This is a genomic window from Saccharothrix ecbatanensis (assembly GCF_014205015.1).
GTDB lineage: Bacteria > Actinomycetota > Actinomycetes > Mycobacteriales > Pseudonocardiaceae > Actinosynnema > Actinosynnema ecbatanense.
In genome coordinates this window covers 7291249-7312714 of the sequence record NZ_JACHMO010000001.1, presented here as the reverse complement: position 1 = coordinate 7312714, position 21466 = coordinate 7291249, and the positions used below count along the sequence as shown (strand labels likewise).

17 protein-coding genes are annotated in these 21466 nt (G+C 68.9%); 8 read left to right on the top strand and 9 right to left on the bottom strand.

Annotated features, from left to right (window positions below; translation table 11 throughout):
* Nucleotides 1-55: 55 nt before the first annotated feature.
* The 5 genes from F4560_RS31815 to F4560_RS31795 form a co-directional block, all read right to left on the bottom strand.
* Nucleotides 56-2212, bottom strand: coding sequence for a translocation/assembly module TamB domain-containing protein (locus tag F4560_RS31815; RefSeq protein WP_184926433.1), 2157 nt, complete (start codon nucleotides 2210-2212; stop codon nucleotides 56-58).
* A 59-nt stretch (nucleotides 2213-2271) separates the two neighbouring features.
* Nucleotides 2272-3033 (bottom strand): amino acid ABC transporter ATP-binding protein, encoded by a 762-nt coding sequence (locus tag F4560_RS31810; protein WP_312869599.1) that lies wholly within the window; start codon nucleotides 3031-3033, stop codon nucleotides 2272-2274.
* Nucleotides 3030-3854, bottom strand: coding sequence for an amino acid ABC transporter permease (locus F4560_RS31805; RefSeq protein ID WP_184926431.1), 825 nt, complete (start codon nucleotides 3852-3854; stop codon nucleotides 3030-3032). The genes F4560_RS31810 and F4560_RS31805 overlap by 4 nt, the downstream gene beginning before the upstream one ends.
* Nucleotides 3855-3928: 74 nt before the next feature.
* Nucleotides 3929-4747, bottom strand: coding sequence for a transporter substrate-binding domain-containing protein (locus F4560_RS31800; protein WP_184926429.1), 819 nt, complete (start codon nucleotides 4745-4747; stop codon nucleotides 3929-3931).
* A 156-nt stretch (nucleotides 4748-4903) separates the two neighbouring features.
* A complete protein-coding gene (locus F4560_RS31795; RefSeq protein WP_312869598.1) occupies nucleotides 4904-7585 on the bottom strand; it encodes an MGH1-like glycoside hydrolase domain-containing protein in 2682 nt (893 codons plus the stop codon).
* A 107-nt stretch (nucleotides 7586-7692) separates the two neighbouring features.
* On the opposite strand from F4560_RS31795, the gene F4560_RS31790 reads away from it, so the two are divergent.
* On the top strand, nucleotides 7693-9768 hold the full coding sequence (locus F4560_RS31790) for a hypothetical protein (RefSeq protein WP_184926425.1): 2076 nt from the start codon (nucleotides 7693-7695) through the stop codon (nucleotides 9766-9768).
* A gap of 46 nt (nucleotides 9769-9814) precedes the next feature.
* Here the strand turns inward: F4560_RS31790 and F4560_RS31785 are convergent, their stop codons facing one another.
* Nucleotides 9815-11527 (bottom strand): ATP-binding protein, encoded by a 1713-nt coding sequence (locus F4560_RS31785; RefSeq protein WP_184926423.1) that lies wholly within the window; start codon nucleotides 11525-11527, stop codon nucleotides 9815-9817.
* Between the two features lie 174 nt (nucleotides 11528-11701).
* Between F4560_RS31785 and F4560_RS31780 the strand changes: the two genes are divergently transcribed.
* Complete coding sequence (locus F4560_RS31780) at nucleotides 11702-12175, top strand: HIT family protein (protein ID WP_184926421.1); 474 nt, start codon at nucleotides 11702-11704, stop codon at nucleotides 12173-12175.
* 4 nt (nucleotides 12176-12179) lie between these two features.
* Here F4560_RS31780 and F4560_RS31775 read toward each other — a convergent pair whose 3' ends face one another.
* On the bottom strand, nucleotides 12180-13592 hold the full coding sequence (locus tag F4560_RS31775; protein WP_184926419.1) for a M20/M25/M40 family metallo-hydrolase: 1413 nt from the start codon (nucleotides 13590-13592) through the stop codon (nucleotides 12180-12182).
* Between the two features lie 472 nt (nucleotides 13593-14064).
* Between F4560_RS31775 and pdhA the strand changes: the two genes are divergently transcribed.
* Genes pdhA through F4560_RS31760 form a run of 3 tightly spaced genes read left to right on the top strand, consistent with a single transcriptional unit; the run spans nucleotide 14065 to nucleotide 17682 of the window.
* Nucleotides 14065-15258: a pyruvate dehydrogenase (acetyl-transferring) E1 component subunit alpha gene (gene pdhA / locus F4560_RS31770; RefSeq protein ID WP_184926417.1), complete on the top strand. Its 1194-nt coding sequence runs from the start codon at nucleotides 14065-14067 to the stop codon at nucleotides 15256-15258.
* Entirely contained in the window at nucleotides 15258-16280 is a 1023-nt protein-coding gene (locus tag F4560_RS31765; protein ID WP_184926415.1) for an alpha-ketoacid dehydrogenase subunit beta, read from the top strand. Before pdhA ends, F4560_RS31765 begins: the two co-directional genes overlap by 1 nt.
* 10 nt (nucleotides 16281-16290) lie before the next feature.
* Entirely contained in the window at nucleotides 16291-17682 is a 1392-nt protein-coding gene (locus F4560_RS31760; protein WP_184926413.1) for a dihydrolipoamide acetyltransferase family protein, read from the top strand.
* Nucleotides 17683-17767: 85 nt separating this feature from the next.
* Here the strand turns inward: F4560_RS31760 and F4560_RS31755 are convergent, their stop codons facing one another.
* Nucleotides 17768-18379: a hypothetical protein gene (locus F4560_RS31755; RefSeq protein WP_184926411.1), complete on the bottom strand. Its 612-nt coding sequence runs from the start codon at nucleotides 18377-18379 to the stop codon at nucleotides 17768-17770.
* Nucleotides 18380-18605: 226 nt separating this feature from the next.
* On the opposite strand from F4560_RS31755, the gene F4560_RS31750 reads away from it, so the two are divergent.
* Nucleotides 18606-19511, top strand: a complete 906-nt coding sequence (locus tag F4560_RS31750) for a helix-turn-helix domain-containing protein (protein ID WP_312869597.1) — start codon at nucleotides 18606-18608, stop codon at nucleotides 19509-19511.
* Nucleotide 19512: 1 nt separating this feature from the next.
* Here the strand turns inward: F4560_RS31750 and F4560_RS31745 are convergent, their stop codons facing one another.
* Nucleotides 19513-19884 (bottom strand): VOC family protein, encoded by a 372-nt coding sequence (locus tag F4560_RS31745; protein ID WP_184926407.1) that lies wholly within the window; start codon nucleotides 19882-19884, stop codon nucleotides 19513-19515.
* A gap of 107 nt (nucleotides 19885-19991) precedes the next feature.
* Between F4560_RS31745 and F4560_RS31740 the strand changes: the two genes are divergently transcribed.
* Nucleotides 19992-20669, top strand: a complete 678-nt coding sequence (locus F4560_RS31740) for a DUF3885 domain-containing protein (protein WP_221485437.1) — start codon at nucleotides 19992-19994, stop codon at nucleotides 20667-20669.
* 18 nt (nucleotides 20670-20687) lie between these two features.
* Nucleotides 20688-21047, top strand: a complete 360-nt coding sequence (locus F4560_RS31735) for a hypothetical protein (protein ID WP_184926405.1) — start codon at nucleotides 20688-20690, stop codon at nucleotides 21045-21047.
* The last annotated feature ends 419 nt before the right edge of the window (nucleotides 21048-21466 follow it).

Sequence of the window (21466 nt, the reverse complement as noted above, 5' to 3'; positions counted from 1 at the left end):
TCTCGGAACAACCGACGAGCCCCGTCCGGCACTCAGCCGGGCGGGGTTCGTCGCGTCAGCGCTTCAACAGCCGGGTGACGCCCGCCGCGACCGTCGTGGCCAGGACCCAGCCCGTCACGATCAGCCCGGACGCGATCCACTGCGACGCGCCCGGCGGGTTCCACCGGTTCTTGTTGCCGAAGTCGACGATCGGCACCACCAGGTCGATGGTGTACAGCCACGCGTTCCACGTCAGCTCGTCATCGCCGTTGATCTCCTTCAGCTCCGGCCCGGTGGCGAACCAGATGCTGCCCAGCAGCCACGCCACCACCAGCCACGCCAACGCGCGGGCCGGGCGGTAGCCGTAGCCGACCATCGCGCGTTGCAGCCAGCTCCACAGCAGCACCAGCGGCCGGAGCCACCGGCGGCCCTCGGCGACGGCCCGGTACCGCAGCCGCTGCTTCTCCACCAGCACCGTCGCCGCGTGCTCGTCGTTGCCGCCGGCACGCAGCATCTCGGCGAACTGGTCGTACGGGCCGGGCCGGTAGGCGCGCCGCATCGCCTGCCGCAGCCAGCGCAGCCGCCGGTCGACCTCCTCGTCGTCACGCAGGTCGATCGGGTGCCGCAGCGAGTCGTAGCGGAACTCCTCCAGGTCGATCCGGCCGGTCGCGCCCCAGAAGAGCTCGTTGTCGTCCAACACCGTGCAGCGCACCTGCCGCAACGTCACGTCACCGCGCGGCGGGCTGATCGGCGTCACCACCAGCTCCTGCACCTGCATCCCCAGCAGGTTCAACGCGTGCGCGTCCAGCTTGTCGCCCAGCACCGCGCCCGCGAACGTGGCCATCCGGCCGATCTGCGCCCGCCTGGCCCGCACACCGCCGTGCGCCACGAACTCCTTCGCCCCACCCGCGCAGATCAGGTCACGCCCGATGATCGCGCCACCGACGTCCACCGACGGCTTGCCCGCCGGCTGGTGCCGGTAGCGGCCGGGTTTGGTGATCCGGCTGCCGCGCAGGTCCAGGTTCGCGCCGACGTGCACGCCGCGCAGCTCCAGCCCGCCGGTCACCTCCACCTCGCGGGCGGTGAGGTTGCTGCCGATGCGGGACCTGTTGCCCAGCACCGCGTCCGCGCGCGGGTTGTCCAATGTGGACCCGTCGAGGATGAGGCTGCCCTTGGCCTGGAAGTCGACCATGCGGAACTGGCCGCGCACCCGTGCCTGGCGGCCGATGATGTCCCCGCCGACCTGCGTGCCGTCCAGGTGCAGCGCGCGCCCGTAGCCCGTGGGGTCGGCCACCGGATCACCGCTCGGTTTCTCGTCGCCCATCGAGTCGAACGTGCCGCCGGACAGCGACAGCGTGCCGCCGAGCGTGGCGTTGACCATCCGCACCGTGCCCGCGCTGCGGAATCCCCGGTCCAGCTGCACGTCGCCGTCCACGGTGATGCGGTCGAACACGAGGGTGGCGTTCGGGTCGGAGTGCGGGTCCAGCGCGTCGTCGTCCGCCCGCCCGTCGGCCGCCGTCGTGCCGCGCAGGGTCAACGCCGAGTCGACCCGCGCGCCCGCCAGCAGCATCGTGCCGTTCAGCGTGCAGCCGTTCATCAGCAGGTTGCCGCCCACGTGCAGCCCGGTGCCGTTGAACGAGTGGCCGAGCGGGTTGTCCAGCACCCCGCCGCTGAAGTTGCAGTACCCGCCGACGTGCGCGCCCGCCATCCGCAGTTCGCCGACGACCCGGACCCGCTGCGCCAGCAACCCGCCCGCCAGCTTCAACCGGTCCGCGTGGAACGCGATGCCGTCCGGCACCCGCAACGTGCTGTCCCGCAACGACAGCGACCCGGCCACGTCCGCGTCCACCAGGTCGACCAGACCGTCGACCGTGCTGCCCGCCAACGAGACCTCGTTGGCACTGCTCAGGTTCCGCGCGGACAGGCCGGGCAGCCAACAGTCGGCGAACTCGATCCCGGCCAGCTTGCCCTGCCGCAGGTCCGGCGGCTCCTCGAACCGGCAGCGGACGAACTCCAGCAGGTACGGGAACTCCACCGCGCGCAGGTCCAGCGTCCCGGTCAGGAACCGGTCCGCCACCCGCACCACCGGCGGCATCCCGGCCCGCCGCCGCGGCAACCGCCACGTCCCGTCCTGCTCGCCCACACCGCGCAACACCTCGGCCGCGGCCATCCGGGCGGAGCGCGGCGGGCTGGGGTCGAACACGTCCAGCCCCCGCGCCCCCACATCGGTCATGTGATCGACAATGTCGGTCGATCGACCCGTTGGCAAGGACGCCCGGCGTCAGCCCGGGGTCAGTCCCTCGGCCCCTGGTTGGTCGGGTCGAGCACCCGGGCCAGGAACGACTTCGTGCGCTCGTGCTGAGGATCGCCGATGACCTGCGCGGCCGGCCCTTCCTCCACGACGTACCCCGCGTCCATGAACAGCACCCGGTCGGCCACCTCTCGGGCGAACTGCATCTCGTGCGTCACCACGAGCATCGTCATGCCCTCGTCGGCCAGCTGCCGCATCACCCCGAGCACGTCACCGACGAGCTCCGGGTCCAGCGCCGAGGTCGGCTCGTCGAACAGCATCACGTCCGGGTCCATCGACAGCGCCCGCGCGATCGCCGCCCGTTGCTGCTGCCCGCCGGACAGCTGCGCCGGCATGGCGTTCACCTTGTCCGACAGCCCGACCCGCTCCAGGTTCCGCAGCGCGACTTCCTGCGACTCCTTCTCGCTGCGCTTGAGCACCTTGCGCTGCGCGACCGTGAGGTTGTTCAGCACGTTCAAGTGGGCGAACAGGTTGAACGACTGGAACACCATGCCGATGCGCGTGCGCGCCTTGTCGATGTCCACGTCCGGGTCGGTCAGCTCCGCGCCGTCCACCACGATCTTGCCGCCGGACGGCTCCTCCAGCAGGTTCACGCAGCGCAGCAGCGTGGACTTGCCCGAGCCGGACGGCCCGATGATGCACACCACGTCACCGCGGTTGACCTGGAGGTCGATGCCCTTCAACACCTCCAGCGTGCCGAACGACTTCTTCAGCCCGGTGACCTCCACCACGACGTCGCTCACCCCGACACCCCCAATCCGGTCGACTCCGGCGTGCTGATCTTCTTGCCGCCGGTGCGCCTCTCCAGGTACCGCGACAGGTGGCCCAGCGGCAGCGTGATGATCAGGTAGCACAGCCCGACCACCAGGATCGGCGTCAGCGACGGCGACCGGCTCAGCGTCTCGCGGCCGAACTTGGTCAGCTCGTACTGGTCGCGGGCCAGGCCGATGATGTAGATCAGCGACGAGTCCTTGGTGAGCAGGATCAGCTCGTTGGTCAGCGGCGGCAGGATGATCCGGAACGCCTGCGGGATCACGATGGTGATCGTCGCGCGACCGCTGGACATGCCCAGCGAGCGGGCCGCCTCGATCTGGCCCTTGGGCACCGCCTGGATGCCCGCGCGGATCGTCTCGGCCATGTAGGCGGCGCCGACGATGCCGAGCGCGAGCATGACCGTCGAGTAGATGTCGAACTGGAGCCCGAACGCCAGCGGCACGCCGAAGCTCAGCGCGATGAACACCAGCAGCGCCGGCACACCGCGGAAGAACTCGATGTAGATCGTGGCCAGCCACCGGTACGGCGCGACCGGGGACAGCTTCATCAGCGCCAGCACCAAGCCGAGGGCCAGGCCGAACGCGAAGCCGAGGGCGGTGTAGACCAGCGTGTTCTTCAACGCCACGGTGATGACGTTGGGGAACATCTCCGCGGCGATGTCGAGGTTGAAGAAGCTGCGCTTGATCTCGCCCCAGTCGGCGACCACCGCGAGTACGGCGGCGACCACGACGAGCAGCGCGTACTGGGCGAGTCGGAACGCCTTGGCCCGTTGTCGCTTGGAGAGTGCCATGTGGATTACCTCGTGGGTGGGGTGGACAAGGCTCGGGGCCGGTGCTTGGCAGCACCGGCCCCGCGGTCAGCCGACTACTTCGACTCCGGCTTCTTGCCGAACCACTTCTCGTAGAGCGTGTCGTACTCGCCGCTGTCCTTGGCCTTCTTCAGAACCTCGTCGATCTTGGCCTTCAGGGCGGTGTTGCCCTTCTTCACGCCGATGCCGTACTTCTCCTGCGTGTCGAACTCCGCGACCACGGCGGTCTCGGGGAACTCCTTGACGTAGTCCAGCAGCACGCCGTTGTCGTTCATCGCGGCGTCCACCGAGCCGGTGCGCACAGCGGTCTGCATCAGCGGCAGGTCCTCGAACTGGACGACCGTGTAGCCGTACTTCTCGGCGTTCTCGTTGGCGTAGATCTCGCCGGTGGTCTCCAGCTGCACGCCGATCTTCTTGCCCCGGAGGTCTTCCAGGCTCTTGACCGGCGAGTCCTTCTTGACCAGCAGCGCCTGCGAGGCGTCGAAGTAGGGCTCGGAGAAGTCGATGACCTCGGCGCGGTCCGGCTTGATGGTCATGCCGGCCGCGGCCAGGTCGCACTTGCCCGTGTTGAAGACCTCACCGGAGGTGATGGTCTCGAACGGCGTGTCGAAGATTTCCTGCTTGACGCCCAGATCCTTCGCGACCAGGTTGACGAGGTCGACGTCGAAGCCGACGGTCTCGTTGCCCTGGGAGAACTGGAACGGCTTGTAGGACAGGTGGGTGCAGGTCACGAGCTTGCCGCTCTGGACAAGCGAAATGCCGGACCCGCTGTCCTGCGAGCCGGTGTTGACCTTGGTCGCGCACGCCGTCATCGTGGCCGCCAAGGCGAGCACGGGGAACAGGGCGAGCGCTGCGTGCCTGGTACGGCGGGCCACGGCGTCACTCCTTGTAACTGTGTCGGTCGAGTGTTCGGCATACTGCCACTTGGGTGACTAGGTGCACAGCACGTGCGTGTTACAGAGCTTCGGTGTGCATGAATCTTGCGTCACACGCCACGTTCAGCCACAAAATGTTCAGCGCTTTGGCGTAAATCACTCATTTGCTTCACCCACAGCGCCTGTTTGGCGACGATCCGTCAACAGGCTGGCGACCAGCGCCGTCCAGCCGGTCTGGTGCGTCGCGCCCAGGCCTTCGCCGGTGTCCCCGTCGAAGTACTCGCTGAAGGTCACGTGCTCCCGCCACAAGGGTGAATCGGTCGACTCGATCCGCTTGCCGTCGGCCGGTCGACGCCCGTCGTGATCGGGCAGGAACAGCGACACCAGCCGTCCGACCAGCTCGTCCGCCGCCCGGCCCGCCGTCACGTGCCGCGTGCTGCGAGTGGGAAGTTCCACGTGGAACCTTCCGCCGTGGAACTCCTCGATCGTCCGCAGGGCCTCCACGAGCAGGGCGTTCGTCGGGAACCACACCGGCCCGCGCCAGTTCGAGTTGCCGCCGAACATCGGCGTGCGCGACTCGCCCGGCTCGTAGCCCATCCGGTGCTCCTGGTCCGCGACCTGCACCTCCAGGCCCTCGCGGTGCGCCGCGGACAGGCTGCGGATGCCGTGCGGCGAGAGGAACTCGCCCTCGTCCAGCATCCGGCCCAGCACCCGCCGCAGCTTGCGCTCGTCCAGCAGGCTGAGCAGCGCCCCGCCGCCGCTGCGGCTCAGGAACTGCCGCAACTCCGGCCGCTTGGACAGCAGGTGCTCGAGCCGCCGGGCGAAATCGGGCAGCTCCTCGAACACCCACGGCTCCAGCACCGCGCACGCCAGCACCGGGATGAGGCCCACCATCGACCGCACCCGCACCGGCTGGGACTCCACGTGCCCGTCCGGCCGCCGGCGGGACACCACGTCGTAGCAGAAGCCGTCCGTCTCGTCCCAGATGCCGCGCCCGCCCGAACCGAACTGGGTGGACGCCTCGGCGATGCTCAGGAAGTGCTCCACGAACTTCGTGGCCACGTCCTCGTACGACTCGTCGTGCCGCGCCAGCTCCAGCGCGATCTGCATCAGGTGCAGGCTGTACGCCGCCATCCACGACGTGGCGTCCGACTGCTCCAGCCGCCACTGGCCGAGCATCGGCTCCGACCGGTTCACCGGGCCGATGTTGTCCATGCCGAGGAAGCCGCCCTCGAACAGGTAGCTGCCGTCGGCGTCCTTGCGGTTCACCCACCACGAGAAGTTCAGCAGCAGCTTGTGGAAGATCTTGGCCAGGAACTTCCGGTCCTTGTTCTCCTCGGACCGGTAGACCTGCAACGCCGCCCACGCGTGCACCGGCGGGTTGACGTCGCCGAACTCCCACTCGTACGCCGGTAGCTGGCCGTTCGGGTGCATCAGCCACTCGCGGCAGAGCAGGAGCAGCTGCTCCTTGGCGAACGCCGGGTCGACCTTCGCGAACGGCACGGTGTGGAACGCGAGGTCCCACGCGGCGAACCACGGGTACTCCCACTCGTCCGGCATGGAGATCACGTCGGCCACGTCGAAGTGGCGCCAGTGCGCGTTGCGGGCGTGCATGTTCTTGCGGGACGTCGGCGCGGCGGGCTGCGCCGGGTCGCCGTCCAGCCACTCGCGGGTCCGGAAGCGGTAGTGCTGCTTGTTCCACATCAGCCCGGCGAGCGCGCGTCTGACCACGGCGGCGCGCTTCGGGTCCAGATCGGTGTGGTGGAACTCGTCCGCCTCGGCTTTCCGCTGGTCCACGGTGTCCTGGAAGCTCGGGCCGAACGCGTCGAGGTGCCCGTCGCCCTCCACCAGGCGCAGCCGCACGGTGACCGACTCGCCCGGCTCGACCGGGTCGAACGAGTACCAGGCGGCGACCTTCGTGCCGGATTCGCTCGTGTCGTCCGGACCGATGACCTGGCACGCCTTGGCGTCGCGGCCGACGACGTACCGGTCGATGCCGTCCTTGGTGTAGCGGGTCGGGTTCCGCGGGGTGCCGAACAGCTCGACCTCGTTGGTCTCGTTGTCGGTGACCAGGAGGGTCGGCGTGCCCTCGACGTGCAACGTGTAGCGGCCCAGCGCGCCGTGCTCGGCGGTGATCCGGCGCCAACCGTCCCGCGTCCGGGCGGTGAGATTGGGCATGCGGTCGTCGCGGCCCCACGCCCACGTGTTGCGGAACCACAACTGGGGGAGCAGGTGCAGCGGCGCCGGGTCCGGGCCGTGGTTGGTGGCGGTCAGCTCGACGCAGATGTCCTTCGGGCCGGCCTTGGCGTAGCTGATCCGGACGTCGAAGAACCGGTTCTCGTCCAGCGCGCCGGTGTCGGACAGCTCGGGCTCGCGCTCGTTGCGGCCCGCTCGTTTGGCCGTCTCGCGCAGCTCGGCGTAGGGGAACTCAGCCTGCGGGTAGCGGTAGACGACCTGCATCCAGGAGTGCGTCGGCGTGCCGTCGGTGACCCACCAGTGCTCCTTGACGTCCTCGCCGTGGTTGCCCTCGTCGTTGGTCAGCCCGAAGTAGCGTTCCTTGAGGATCGGGTCGCGCCCGTTCCAGAGAGCGACGGACAGGTTCAGGAAACCGTGCACGTCGCAGATGCCGGCGATGCCGTCCTCGCCCCAGCGGTAGGCGCGTGAGCGGGCGTGGTCGAACGGGAAGGACGTCCACGCGTCCCCACCCGCCGAGTAGTCCTCGCGGACCGTCCCCCACTGGCGTCCGGCCAGGTAGGGGCCCCAGAGTCGCCAGGGCGCGGTGGGCGCGTCGGACTCCGCCAACCGTGTCCGCTCGGCTTGCCGGCTTTGCTCGTTCACTCGGCCAGTGTGCGGCATCGATCCAGTTAACCGGTTACCGGCCGGTTAGGTCACAGTCCTGACCGGTGTTTGCAAACCCTGCCAGTGGACTGCGATCGTCACTCTCCGTGGACTACGACTTACCTCCCTGGCACAGCGGCGCGGACCGCCCGGAACGGGTGTTGGAACGCGCGGTGTCGGCGGCGCTGGGACGTCCGGAGGTGACGCGGGCGGTCGCGTCGGGGCAGGTGACGCGGGACGTTCTGATCGACTCATTGGCCGGCGCCGAGACCGCCGTGCTGGCCGCGGCGGGCCAGGCGGAACAGCGTTACCGGACGGAACGGCCCGGCTGGTACGCGCGGTTCGCGGTGAACGCGCCGATCGGCCGGTGGGTGCTGCTCATCACGCCGGTCCTGGGCTTGGCCGCGCTGGGTTCGTTCGTCGCCGCCCTGATCGGGCTGTCGTGGGCGGGAGTGCTCGCGGTCGTCGGCGGCGCGGCGGTGCTCGCGGTCGTGGTCGACCTGCTCCTGCTGATGAACTGGTCCGAGGGTCGGTTCAGCCGTCGGGTGGCGATCGCCTGGTTGGCCTGCGGGGTGCTGTCCCTGACGGTGATGCAGGCATTGTTCCGGCTCGACTGGCCGGGCTGGGCGCTCCTCTTGGCCTTCGTGGGTTCCCTCGCGAGCTATTCAGCGGCCTTCCTCTCCATCCGCACGTTGTTGAGGAGCTTCCGGCACTCGGGCCAGGACGGGGTCGCGCGCGCCGCGCTCGTGGCGTGGGAGGAGAGCGTGCTGGTCGACGGTGTGCTGCCGGTCCTCTACAGCAAGTTGAACGAGGTCACGCCGCCCGTCCACGCCACCGTCCTGGCTGTGCGGGAGGTGTCGTCCCTGGTCCGCGCCGATCCGCTGCGGATGCACGTGCCGACGCCGGCGGGCGCCGTGCTGGCTGGGCTGGTCGACCGGTTGGACGGCGGCAGCTTCGCCGTCGCCGGACCGCGCGGCGCGGGCAAGACGAACCTGCTCCGGGCGTTCTGCGGTGGTCGGTACCGGTCGGAGGACCGCGCGCCCGACTTGGCCGTGCTGGTGTCCGCGCCGGTGGACTACGTGCCGCAGGAGTTCGTCGTGCACCTGTTCGCCGAGGTGTGCGAGGCGGTGATCGACCGGTTCGGGCAGCGTGCCGCACGTCGACGGGGGAAGGTCGGGCCGCACCCGCTGGTCTCGCTCGCGCGGGACCACCTGGCCGTCCTCAACTACGTGCGCACGTACGCCGACGAGATCAGCGGCAAGGGCGGGTTCAAGGGGTTCGAGCTGGCCGGCAAGCGGGCGGTGACCATGGCCGGACGCGCGCTCACCTACCCTGAGGTGGTCAAACGCTTCCGGGGGTTCCTGAGCCGGATCGCCGCCGAACAGGCCACCGAGCGTGAGCTGAAACCCGGTCGGGTGGTCATCGGCATCGACGAACTCGACCGCATCGGCGCCGGTGAACCCGCCCGTCGCCTGCTCAACGAGGTCAAGGCCGTCTTCGACGTCCAGGGCTGCTACTACCTGGTCTCCGTGTCGACCGAGGCGCAGCACGACTTCGAGCTGTCCGGCATCGGCCTGCGCAGCGTCTTCGACAGCTCCTTCGACGAAGTGGTCCGGGTCGACTACCTCGACTTCGAGTACGCCCGGAAGCTGCTGCGCCGTTACGTCCTGGACCTGTCCGAGCAGTTCCAAGCGCTCGCGTACGTGTTCTCCGGCGGCCTGGCCCGCCAACTCGTCCGCACCGCGCGGGCCATCGTGGAACTGGGCCGTGAGCAGCCCGGACGCGAGATCGCGGACGTGGTCCAAGCCCTGGTGGACGCCGAACTGACCCGGGCCTGCCAGGCCACCGCCGACGCCCTGACCGCCGTGGACGACCGCGACGGCGTCACCGACCTCTTGCGCCTGCTGGACGAACGCCGGACCACAGACCTCAAGACGCACAGCGAAAACCTCCGCGCGGCCTACAAAGGACGATCCGACCGCGCCCGCCAACTGAAGGACACCATCGCCGCTCGCACCCGCTTCCTCGCCACCGTCCAGGAGACCTTCACCGCGGACCTCACCGAAGACCGGATGCGGGCCCTCGACTTCAACGAACTCGCCCGCGCCCGCCGTTACGCGGGCACCAATCCGGACGCCGGCCTCGCCCTCCTCCGCGACATCGAGCGAAGATGGGCACCGTGACCGAAGACTGGAAGGCCGCGACTCCGGCATCGACGTATCGCTTCGATCACCCGCCAACCCACCGGTAGACCCGCTGGGGACTGCGCGGCCTACCCTCGGCCACCGCCTTCCCCTCTGCGATGAGTTCGTCAAGCCTGCTCAGCACAGTCGGCCTCGAATAGCCGGTGGCCGCGGCCAGTTCCGAGGCCTTCGCCAAGCCTCGCCGCCTGAGAACCGTGGCCACGTCAAGTCTGGTGACCGGCACATCGGCACTGGTGAACAAATCCGGAGCGGCGGAGACACTGCCGAGCGAATAGCTGGCATAGCGCCGGCCGCCGGCCCGCACCGCGAGTCCCCTGGTCACCAGGTCACGCAGCACCGCGGTCGCCTCCGACTGGGTCGCGCCGAACTCGCGCAGCGTCGCGTTGCTGATGGCCTGGCCGTGGTACATCGTGGCCAGCGCGAGTTCGTGGACCTGACCGAGGCCGGGCTCCGCGAGCCCCGCCAACCATTGCCGTGTCTCGGGATCGAGCAGCTGCGATCGGCTGAACTCCACCTCGAATCGAGCGGGGAAGTTGCCGAACACCGGCCGCGGCATGCCGGAGCGCCGGAGTTCGCGGATCATCGCGGGGATACCGGACGCACGGTTCTCCGCGACCAGGTTCTCGCTGGAGGGCAGGAAGGTGTCGGACAGCAGAGCTGCGAGGAACGAGTTCCGCGAAGACGAGATCCCTTCGCTTCCCAGATCCTCGACGGAGACCGGGCCGAACAAGCCACCTGGGCTGCGCGCGAGAAGTCGTTCCGGGAACAGCTCGATCTGAACTTGGGTGCCACGCGTCACCGGGCTGTAGTCGCGGTGCAGCAGCGCGTTGACAACTGCCTCGCGGACTGCCTCCAGCGGGTAGTCCAGTCGTTCGGTTCGTCCTGTCGAGTCGACATAGCTCCGCACCCGCATGTGCCGTCGGAGGACGGCGATCGTCTCCGCGACCTGGTCCGGTATCGGGCCTCTGATCACCGGGTTGTCCTCGAACCTGGGCGAGTTGCCGCCGGGAGGCTCGGCACTGTGGACGACAACCGAAACGGTGAGCTGCGGGAAGAACTGCTGGGGCAGGATGCCGAACGTGAGTAGACCGCCAAGGGACGGGACCACAGCACCCTTGTCGTCACGGACCAGGACTCGCAACCGTTCCAGTGCCAGGTTGTCGTCGACGTCCCTGAAGGCTCGTGAGGTTCGGCGTACCCGGTCAAGGGTCCGCAGGATCGCTGTCCGGTCGAGGTCCTGCAGCGTCGCCTCTCCCACCGGTTCGAGATCGTGCCTTGGTTGACCGCGGTTGGCGATCGCCAGGCCGATCTCTGCCTGGCTCATTCTCCGGTCGCCGTCACCGACCCGGACGTATGAACCGGTGGCGATCCCACGTGAGTCGACGAAACAGGGCTTCAGATCGGAGGTCAACGGCTCGACCTCGGCAACCACCAAGGCGTGGCCGTCGATTTCGACGATCTGCGTATCGATGCGCAACGGCGGCTGGAGCGACCCGGACGCCAAGGACGCGAGGTTGTCCCGCATCCTGCTCGGATCGGGTATGTCGACGAACGCGAATCCGGAGGACTCGTCGAGGCCGAGGATGATGATTCCGCCGTTGGTGTTCGCGAACGCGGACAGCGTCTCGATGATGCTCTTCGGCAGACCGCCCGCCGCCGCCTTGACTTCGACGTCGGCGGGCTCGCCGCCGATGCGTCGCAGCCGGTCGATCAGGGAGGGCAGATTGGTCACGTCCATCGCAGCCCGCACGTCTCCGTACTCTCAAAGTCTTGCAGTCGGTTGAGAGTACTTTAGAGCCTTGTAAGTCCTTGCTGCTGACGACCGTGCCCGACCTTCACCAACGTGCCCGACCTTCACCAATCCGGAGGCCGGCCTCGCCCTGCTCCGGGACATCGACCGAAGATGGGCGACGTGACCGAAGACTGGAAGAACGACCGCATCGGCTCGGCCCTGCGCGGCGAGAACCCGACCGTGCTCCGCCGACTCTCCGCCGGCTTCGCGGTCATCGGGGACGTCCAGTTCCTCCCCGGCTACTGCGTCCTGCTGACCGACACGCCGGACGTCCACCGCCTCACCGACCTGCCGCGCCATCGCCGGCTCAACTTCCTCGCCGACATGGAACTGCTGGCCGAAGCGGTGGAACGGGTGTGCGCCCGGCGGGACCCCGAGTTCCGCCGGGTCAACCTGGAGATCCTGGGCAACACCGACCCGTGGCTGCACGCCCACGTCCGCGCCCGCTACCACTGGGAGCCGGAGCCGATCGTGCGCCACCCCGTCTACCTCTACCCGGCGGAACGCTGGACCGACCCGGCCACCGCCCTCGGCCCCCAGCACGACGACCTCCGCACCGACCTCACCGCCGAAATCGACCGGCTGATCGGCTGACCCGTCAGCGCCGGGCGTGCGCGTCCAACACCACGGCGACCGCCTCGGTGATCCGCGCCGCCTGCGCTAGGTGCAGCCACTCGTCCGGCACGTGGCAGTTGGAGTCCGGCCCGACCGCGCCGGTGACCAGGAACTGCGCCTCCGGGTACGCCTCGGGCAGCAACCCCATGAACGGGATCGAGCCGCCGAGCGCCACCGTCCGCCACGGCGCGTCGAACACCTCCTTGCCGACCCTGTCCAACGTCTCGCGCAGCCACGGCGCGAGCGTCGGCGCGTTCCACCCGTCCGCCGCCTCGATCCGCGACAACTCCACCGAAGCGCCGTACGGCACGTCCGTCGTCAACGCCCGCCGGATCGACTCGATCGCCGCCGACGAGTCGGCCGTCGGCGGCAGCCGGAAGCTCAGCACCAGCGTGGTGAACGGCCGCAGCACGTTCCCCGCGTCGTCCGGAGCCGGCAGCCCGTCCGCCCCGGTCACCGACAACGTCGGCCGCCACCCGGCGTTCAGCGCGAGTTCGACCTCGTCGGACGCCATGGCCTGCGTCCCACCGGCCCACGGCACGCTGCCGACCAGCACGCCGGGCGTGCTCGCCACCGCGTCACGCACCTCGAGCACCCGGTCCTCCGGGATCTCGACGTGCGTCTCCGGCACCAGCACCTCACCGGTCGCCGAGTCCTCCAGCCGGTCCAGCAACTGCCGCGCGATCCGGAACGACGACGGCACGATGCCGCTCGCCATCCCCGAGTGCAGCCCGCCTTCCACCACCCGGACCGTCATCGTGACCTGCACCAACCCGCGCAGCGACGTGGTCAGCCACATCCGCTCGTAGTCGTTGCCGCCCGAGTCGAGGCACACGACCAGCGACACGTCACCGAGCCGGGGCCGCAGGTGGTCGAGGTACGCGGGCAGGTCCGGGCTCCCGGACTCCTCGCCGGTCTCCAGCAGGATGACGCACCGCGAGTGCGTGCCGCCCGCCTGCCGCACCCCCTCGATCGCCGCGATCGCCGCGTAACCCGCGTACCCGTCGTCGGCGGAACCCCGGCCGTACAGCCGCCCGTCGCGCAGGACCGGCGTCCACGGCCCGAGGCCTTCGCCCCAACCACCGACCGGCGGCTGCTTGTCCAGGTGCCCGTACATCAGCACGGTGTCGGAGGTCGGCGCCGTGCCGGGCACGTCCACCAGCAGCACCGGAGTCAGGTCGGGCAGTTGGACGACCTCGACGGTGGCGCCGGGCAGGTCGCGGTCGGCGAGCCAGCCGCGCACGTGCTCCACGGCGGCGGCCAGATGGCCGTGCGAGGCCCACGCGGGGTCGAAGGAGGGGGAGATCGCGGGGATCGCGACCAAGGCGGACAGGCTCGGGAGGATGTCGTCCTCCCAGAGCCCGCGAACGGTACGGGTCAGCGCTGAACGGTCCACGGCCCGATCCTGTCACGACCCGATTCGCCGACGGACCCGCGAGCCGGCAATCCGACCGCCGGATCCGGGGATTTCGCGTGGTGGAAATGCTGCGTCTGCCGATGGTCGGTAGTCCATCCACAGCAAGGGGTGCGGACGTGGGCAGTTAGGCCGACCGGTCGTGTGCGGATCCCTACGTTCGGTAGTTAACGGGCGATAACCTGGACAAGGGTGTTCGATGAACGGACGGCCTACTTGGACTGCCGAAGATTGGTCTTCCGACCGTTGGTGCACGTCAGGCCGCTGCGTGAAGAGTTACGAACTGGGATGGGGCTCACCATCGGGGGTGGGGCCATGTCAGGATGTGGATGAGAACACCGTCAGCGCCGACGGTCGACCGACCCCGACACCGAGGGGCACGGCGACTGGCGGTGCAGCCGCGCAGTGTCGTCACAAGCGACCGGGCGGTCTCGTAGACGAGGAGACAAGGCTCATGTCGTCCCCCGAGAAATGGACGCACCCAGGGCCGGATGCCGCCCCGGCCACTGCTGCCAAACCGACAGCGGAACAGGTGATCGCAGGCTTGCGAGCGACAGACGAGGGCGGCGCCGACCTGGTGCAGCTGCTCACCCCCGAGGGCGAACGCGTCCAGCACCCGGACTTCGACATCGACATCACGGCCGAGGAACTGCGCGGGCTGTACCGCGACATGGTCCTCGTGCGTCGGGTCGACCGCGAGGCGAACGCCCTCCAGCGCAAGGGCCAGCTCGGCATCTGGGTTCCGCTGCTGGGCCAGGAAGCCGCGCAGATCGGCGCCGGCCGGGCCATGCGCCCGGAGGACATGGCGTTCCCCAGCTACCGCGAGCACGGCATCGCGTGGACCCGGGGCGTCAAGCCGACCGACCTGCTCGGCATCTTCCGCGGCACCGACAACGGCACGTGGGACCCGGTCGCGACCAGGTTCCACCCGTACACGATCGTCATCGGCAACCAGGTGCTCAACGCCACCGGCTACGCCATGGGCCAGAAGTTCGACGGCAAGGTCGGCGACGCCGACGGCGAGGCCACCGTCTGCTTCTTCGGCGACGGCGCGACCAGCCAGGGCGACGTGCACGAGGGCTTCGTCTGGGCCGCGGTCTACGACGCGCCGTTGGTGTTCTTCTGCCAGAACAACCAGTGGGCCATCTCCGAGCCCACCGAGCGCCAGTCCCGGCTCCCGCTCTACCAGCGGGCCCGCGGCTACGGCTTCCCCGGCATCCGGGTCGACGGCAACGACGTGCTGGCCACCCTCGCGGTCACCCGCTGGGCGCTGGAGGAGTGCCGCCAGGGCAACGGCCCGATCCTGATCGAGGCGTTCACCTACCGGATGGACGCGCACACCACCTCCGACGACCCGTCCCGCTACCGGCTGTCCGACGAGCTGGAGCTGTGGAAGCTCAAGGACCCGATCGAGCGGGTCAAGGTGCACCTGGTCAAGCAGCAGTGGGCCGACCAGGCGTTCTTCGAGTCGATCGAGGCCGAGGCCGAGCAGATCGCGATCGAGCTGCGGGACTACTGCGTCAACCTGCCCGACCCGCCCCCGGGGCGGATCTTCAGCGAGGTCTACGCCGAGGGCAACCCGGTCCTGGAGGCGCAACGCGACGAGTTCCTGGCGTACCACGCCGGGTTCGCGGGAGGTGAGCACTGATGGCTGCTCCGACGATGGACCGCCCCACGTCCGCCGCGCCCGCCGCGGTGCAGACGCTCACCATCGCCAAGGCGTTGAACAACGGCCTGCGCGCGTCGATGGAGGCCAACCCCAAGGTCATCGTGATGGGTGAGGACGTCGGCAAGCTCGGCGGCGTCTTCCGGATCACCGACGGCCTCCAGAAGGACTTCGGCGAGCAGCGCGTGCTGGACACGCCGCTGTCCGAGTCCGGCATCATCGGCACCGCCGTCGGCCTCGCGATCCGGGGCTACCGACCGGTGTGCGAGATCCAGTTCGACGGCTTCATCTTCCCAGGCTTCGACCAGATCGTGTCGCAGGTCGCCAAGCTGCACTACCGCACCCAGGGCCGGCTCAAGCTGCCCATGGTGATCCGGGTGCCGTTCGGCGGCGGGATCGGCGCGGTCGAGCACCACTCCGAGTCGCCCGAGTCGTACTTCGCGCACACCGCCGGCCTCAAGGTCGTGACGTGCTCGAACCCGGCCGACGCGTACTGGATGATCCAGCAGGCGATCGACTGCGAAGACCCGGTGCTGTTCTTCGAGCCGAAGCGGCGCTACTACGAGAAGGGCGAGGTCGACACGACCGCCGCGCCCGGACCGCTGTTCCGCTCGCGCACGCTGCGCACCGGCACGGACGTCACCGTCGTGACGTACGGCCCGTCCGTGCGGACGTCCATGGAGGCTGCCGCGGCGGCCGAGGAGGAGGGGCGTTCGCTGGAGGTCATCGACCTGCGCACGTTGTCGCCGCTCGACCTCGCGCCGGTGTTCGAGTCGGTGCGGCGGACCGGTCGGCTGATCGTGGTGACCGAGGCGCCGAGCGAGTCCTCCATCTCCAGCGAGATCGCGGCCAAGGTGCAGCAGGAGTGCTTCTACTCCTTGCAGGCGCCCGTGCTGCGGGTGACCGGTTTCGACACCCCGTACCCGCCGTCGAAGTTGGAAGAGGAATTCCTCCCCGACCTCGACCGCGTGCTGCACGCCGTCGACCGCTCGCTGGCCTGGTAGGGGGATCGCTGTGCCGCAGTTGAAGCAATTCCCCATGCCGGACACGGCAGAGGGGCTGACCGAGGCCGAGATCCTCACCTGGCACGTGAAGCCGGGTGACGCGGTGAAGGTCAACCAGGTCATCGTCGAGATCGAGACGGCCAAGGCTGCCGTTGAGCTGCCGTGCCCTTGGGACGGCGTGGTGACCGAGTTGCTGGCCGAGGTGGGTCAGACGGTCGAGGTCGGCGTCCCGATCATCACGATCGACGTGGACCCGTCCGGCTCGGCGCCCGCGCCTGCTCCTGTCGCCGCTCCGGCTTCGGCTCCCGCCGAGTCGAACGGCAAGATCGGCGAGGAGATGCCGGGCGGTCGGATCGCGACCCTGGTCGGCTACGGGCCCCGTGCGGGTGCGGCGAAACGCCGTGCGCGCAAGGACTCCCCGGCCCCGACCCCCGTCGCCGCCGCTCCTGCTCTTGCCGCCCCTGCCGCTGTCCCCGCGCCTGCTCCTGTCGCCCCTGCCCCTGCCCCCACCCCTGTCGCGGAACCGGCTCGCGGTGGGTACGTCCCACTGGCCAAGCCGCCCGTTCGCAAGCTGGCCAAGGACCTGGGCATCGACCTCTACGCCCTGTCGGGTTCAGGTCCGGGCGGCGTGATCACGCGCGAGGACGTCGAACAGGCCGTCGCTCCCACCGCACCACCCGCGCCGTCCGTTGTGGACAGCGGGACGAGGGAGCGCCGGGTCCCGATCAAGGGCGTCCGCAAGGCGACCGCGCAGGCGATGGTGGAGAGCGCGTTCACCGCGCCGCACGTCACCGAGTTCCTGACGGTGGACGTGACGCCGATGATGGAACTGCGGGCGCGTCTGAAGGAAGCGCGCGAGTTCCGCGGCGTCAAGATCACGCCGTTGGCGTTCGCCGCCAAGGCCGTCATCCTGGCCGCCCGCCGCACCCCCGACGTCAACGCGACGTGGGACGAGGCGGCGCAGGAGATCGTCTACAAGGACTACGTGCACCTCGGCATCGCCGCCGCGACGCCGCGGGGCCTGGTGGTCCCCAAGGTCCGCGACGCCGACCGCATGTCACTGCGCGAGCTGGCCGAGGCCCTGGACGCCCTGGCCACGACCGCCCGTGACGGCAAGACGACACCCGCGGACATGATGGGCGGCACGATCACCATCACCAACGTGGGCGTCTTCGGCGTCGACACCGGCACCCCGATCATCAACCCGGGAGAGTCGGCGATCCTCGCCCTGGGCGCGATCCGGGACATGCCCTGGGTGGTGGACGGCCAAGTAGTGCCGCGCAAGGTCTGCCAACTGGCGCTCAGCTTCGACCACCGGGTCGTCGACGGCCAACAGGGCTCGCAGTTCCTGGCCGACGTAGGCGCCCTCCTGGCCGACCCCGGCGTGGCGATGACCTACTGAGTTCCGCTGTCGACGTTCCGCTGTCGACCGGATGGGGCGGGACCTGGCTATCAGGTCCCGCCCCATCGTCGTCAGTGGTGTCCGGTCAGAGCACGATTCCCCGAACCGCTTCGAGCGGCAGGGCGAGGCCGGTGGTGCCCACCTCGCGCCACTCGCCGGGGTTCACGCACCCGTTGCCCACCCAGCCTTGGTTGCGGACGTGGGCTTCGAGGCACACCTTGCGGGTGGAGCTCTTCAACTTGAACGCCTCCAGCGGCAGGTTCAGCCCCGTGTACCCGTACTGCACCGCGGAGCCCGCGCCGCGGCAGCCTTCTTGGACCCAGCCGCGGTTGCGGACGTGTGCGGCGCCGCAGAGTTGGGAGCCGGCGTCCGGGGCGCTGACGTACACCACCAGAGCCTCCAGGTTCTTGCCCAGTCCGACAGATCCGGCGAAGGCGGACTGGCCGGGCGCCTGGCACTGCCACTGGCCCCAGTCCCGGTCCTGCACGTGGCCGACCATGCACAGCGCGGGCGCTGCCGCGTTGGCGAGGACCGGCAACGGCGGCGCACCGGCCGGCAACTCAGCGCTGGTGGTCACGGACCGCACGCCGGTCGGCGCCTGCGCCTGCGAGACGTCCGCGTTCGCCGTCGTTCCCGGCGCGAGCAGTCCGAGCAGGACCGCCGCGACGCCGATTGCCGTTCGAAAGTTGTTCAGCACGTTTCTCCCTCGATCACGCCGACGGGTGGACGACAGCGTCGACTGGCGCTCTACCAGCGGAAACGCCCCCCGGCGTGCACATTAGGCGCGCACACAGGGGTGCCGTCAACGAATCCGCCCGCCCGTCGGGCACCCGCCCGTCGGGTGTCACGTCGGCGGGACGGATGTGCGGTGGTCCGGTAAACCAGTTGAAGTTCCAGCGACTGGAAAGTTCAAGGTGGTCCCCGTGACGCACTACTCGATCGGCGAACTGGCGCGGATGACCGGGCTGTCCACGCGGACGATCCGGTTCTACTCCGATTCCGGCGTGATCCCCGTGGCGGGGCGCACCGTGGGCGGGTTCCGCACGTACGACGTCGACGGGTTGGCGCGGCTCAAGCTCGTGCGGACCTTGCGTGACCTGGGCGTGGACCTGCCCACGGCGCAGCGGGTGTTGGCACGGGAGGTGTCCGTGGCCGACGTGGCGCGGACGCACGCGGAAGCCATCGACGCGCAGATACGCACGCTCCGGTTGCGCCGGGCCGTGCTGCGGGTCGTGGCGCGGAACGGGGAGGTGGAGATAGTGCACGAATTGGCGCGGCTGTCGGAGGAAGAGCGGCAGGCGATCCTGGACGACTTCTTCGACGAGGTGTTCGGCGGGTTGGAGCTGGATCCCGGTTTCGAGCAGATGATGCGGTCGGTGCGGGTCGAGTTGCCGGACGATCCGACGACCGAGCAGCTGGAGGCGTGGGTAGAGCTGGCGAACATGGTCCGTGACCCGGACTTCCGGGCGTCGATCAGGAACATGTCGGAACGGCACCAGGAAATGCGGGCCGAAGGTGTCGACATGTCCGGCCGTTCCGACGAGTCGATGGAAGCGTTCCAGTACGCGATCGCCCAGGCCCGTGAGGCGTTGGACGCGGGGATCGATCCGAACTCGCCCGAAGCGGCAACCGTTGTCGCCCGGATCAACGAGAAGTGGTCGGCCGTGCTGGACGTGCCGGTGGGCCCGGAACTGTCCAGGCGCCTGGAGGAGTTCAGCGATCCCAGGGCGGAGCGCTACTGGTCGTTGCTGGCCACGATCAACGGCTGGGACAACCCCGTTCCGGATACGACCGCGGAACGGCGCTGGCTGACCGAAGCGGGCAACTGACTCACTCCCAGACCAGGCAGAACGGGTGGCCGGCCGGATCGGCGAACACCCACCACACCTCCTGCGAGTCGTCCAACAAGGTACCGCCCAACCGAAGGACCTCGGCCTTGGCCAAGCCGAGGTCCTTCACCCCGACGTCCAGGTGGAACTGCTGAGGCTTGCCCGGATCAGGCCACTCAGGTGCGACGTAGTCGACGGCCCGCTGAAACGCGAGCACCAAACCGCCCTCGATGTGCAACGTCGACCACTCGTCGTTCAACTTCCACCGACGGTCCGGCTTGTCCACCTCACCGCCGAAAATTCCCTGGTAAAACGCGGCCAGCGCCTTAGGCTCTGGGCAATCAAGGACAACACACTGCAACACCCCGACCATGCGCCCGAGCCTAACCGCTTCTGTCGGGATACGGAGGACGACCGTTGAACGACACTGTGTGCGAATGGGTCGCTGACCACCAGGACCGGTGGCTCCGACAAGCGATCGTGCCCACCCTCTATTCGGACGTGCGCGGTGAAGCGCTGGTCCTGGAGCTGGCAGGCCCCCTCTGGCACGCCGCGGTCGAACTACGCCCCACTTCACCCGACATCGTCACCTACCTGGACAACTGGCTGCGCGAGTCGCACCCGATCCCTGACCTGCTCCACCAGTGGAACCGCAACTGGGCCCGCTGCGACCCGGCTGCCTACATGCTGAAGCAGGCTTACCGGGAACGCTGGGTGCGTTTCCACAGCCTGCCGGAGTCCAAGAGGTACGCCGAAACCGAAGCCGAGTACGCCATCATCCTGGAGCGTTACAACACGGTCCTGAATGAGCTTTTCGCCGGTGAGGACGTCTACGTCATCACCGGCCAGTGGCGTGACGACCCGAAGCCGCAAACCGACTACTGGACCACGATCTGCACCGACCCGGACCCGGACGACCCGACGTACTGGCATGTGTACGCCAAACGGATCCCGTGGACCACCGGGGCGATCGATCCGCTGCTCCGCGACGTGGCGGATGACGTGGAAGCCAACGTGATGATCACCGACGTGGCGATGACCCGAATCCACCATCCCTATGACGGCGGCGCCGACGTGCTGCTCCCGACCAGCGAGGAACGCGACGTACTGAGGGCTAGGCACACAGAGTGGCTCTCCAGGCATCCGCAAGGCTTGTGAGCGGACGAAATGAGCGCGATGTCGGGACGTCAAATGTCGGTCGACGAGAGGACCGTGCTCCATCACGTCCTGTCCGACTACCCAGTCCTCCACGCACAGGTCGACAAGGCCAAGGTGATCCGCCCGTGGGCGCCGGGGTCGACCAGCGTCGACCTGCACGTCCCCGACGACAGCCCACCGTGCGACAACCTCCCCAGCCCGCTCTCGTTCCCCATCGCGGACGACGCCGGCACGTTCACCGGCTGGCTGCTCGTGTGGTTGGAGCACGGCCGACTGTCGGCATTGGAGCACGCGTGGGTCACTGACGAACAGCCCACAGAACTGCCACCGGCGCGCCAAACCGGCAAACACGACGGCAACACCCTCAGCCGCGCGTAGCCGGACCGAACCGCACGCCCGAACCAAGCTGAGTTCCCTGTTGTGGCCCGCCTGAGTCACACCACCGACCGCGACCGGAAAGCAGTGGACGGGGTCTTCCGCGTCCTGAAGACCCCGCCCAGACCGGGTGACCTGATCAGTCAGGTCTACTTGATGTGCATGCCCGAGATAGCGCGCGCGACAACCAACCGCTGGATCTCCGACGTCCCCTCGAAGATGGTGAAGATTTTGCGCCGGGGTGGCTATGACCTGCCCACATCACCTGGAATGGTCATCTGAACTGCGCATACCTGGTCAACGTTCATCGTCGTTGACCAACCTTCCTCGACCTCTCACGGCCTGGAGACGGCCTGAGAGTTGATCACGCACTACGGGCACCACCCCGGCACACCGCGTCGCCAACCGCGACGACTCACGTG

Excerpts from the sequence above, each read along its gene's own strand:
- F4560_RS31735 (WP_184926405.1), top strand. The coding sequence starts at position 20,688 with ATGTCGGGACGTCAAATGTCGGTCGACGAGAGGACCGTGCTCCATCAC.
- pdhA (WP_184926417.1), top strand. The coding sequence starts at position 14,065 with ATGTCGTCCCCCGAGAAATGGACGCACCCAGGGCCGGATGCCGCCCCG.
- F4560_RS31815 (WP_184926433.1), bottom strand. The coding sequence starts at position 2,212 with ATGACCGATGTGGGGGCGCGGGGGCTGGACGTGTTCGACCCCAGCCCG.
- F4560_RS31745 (WP_184926407.1), bottom strand. The coding sequence starts at position 19,884 with ATGGTCGGGGTGTTGCAGTGTGTTGTCCTTGATTGCCCAGAGCCTAAG.
- F4560_RS31785 (WP_184926423.1), bottom strand. The coding sequence starts at position 11,527 with ATGGACGTGACCAATCTGCCCTCCCTGATCGACCGGCTGCGACGCATC.
- F4560_RS31805 (WP_184926431.1), bottom strand. The coding sequence starts at position 3,854 with ATGGCACTCTCCAAGCGACAACGGGCCAAGGCGTTCCGACTCGCCCAG.
- F4560_RS31765 (WP_184926415.1), top strand. The coding sequence starts at position 15,258 with ATGGCTGCTCCGACGATGGACCGCCCCACGTCCGCCGCGCCCGCCGCG.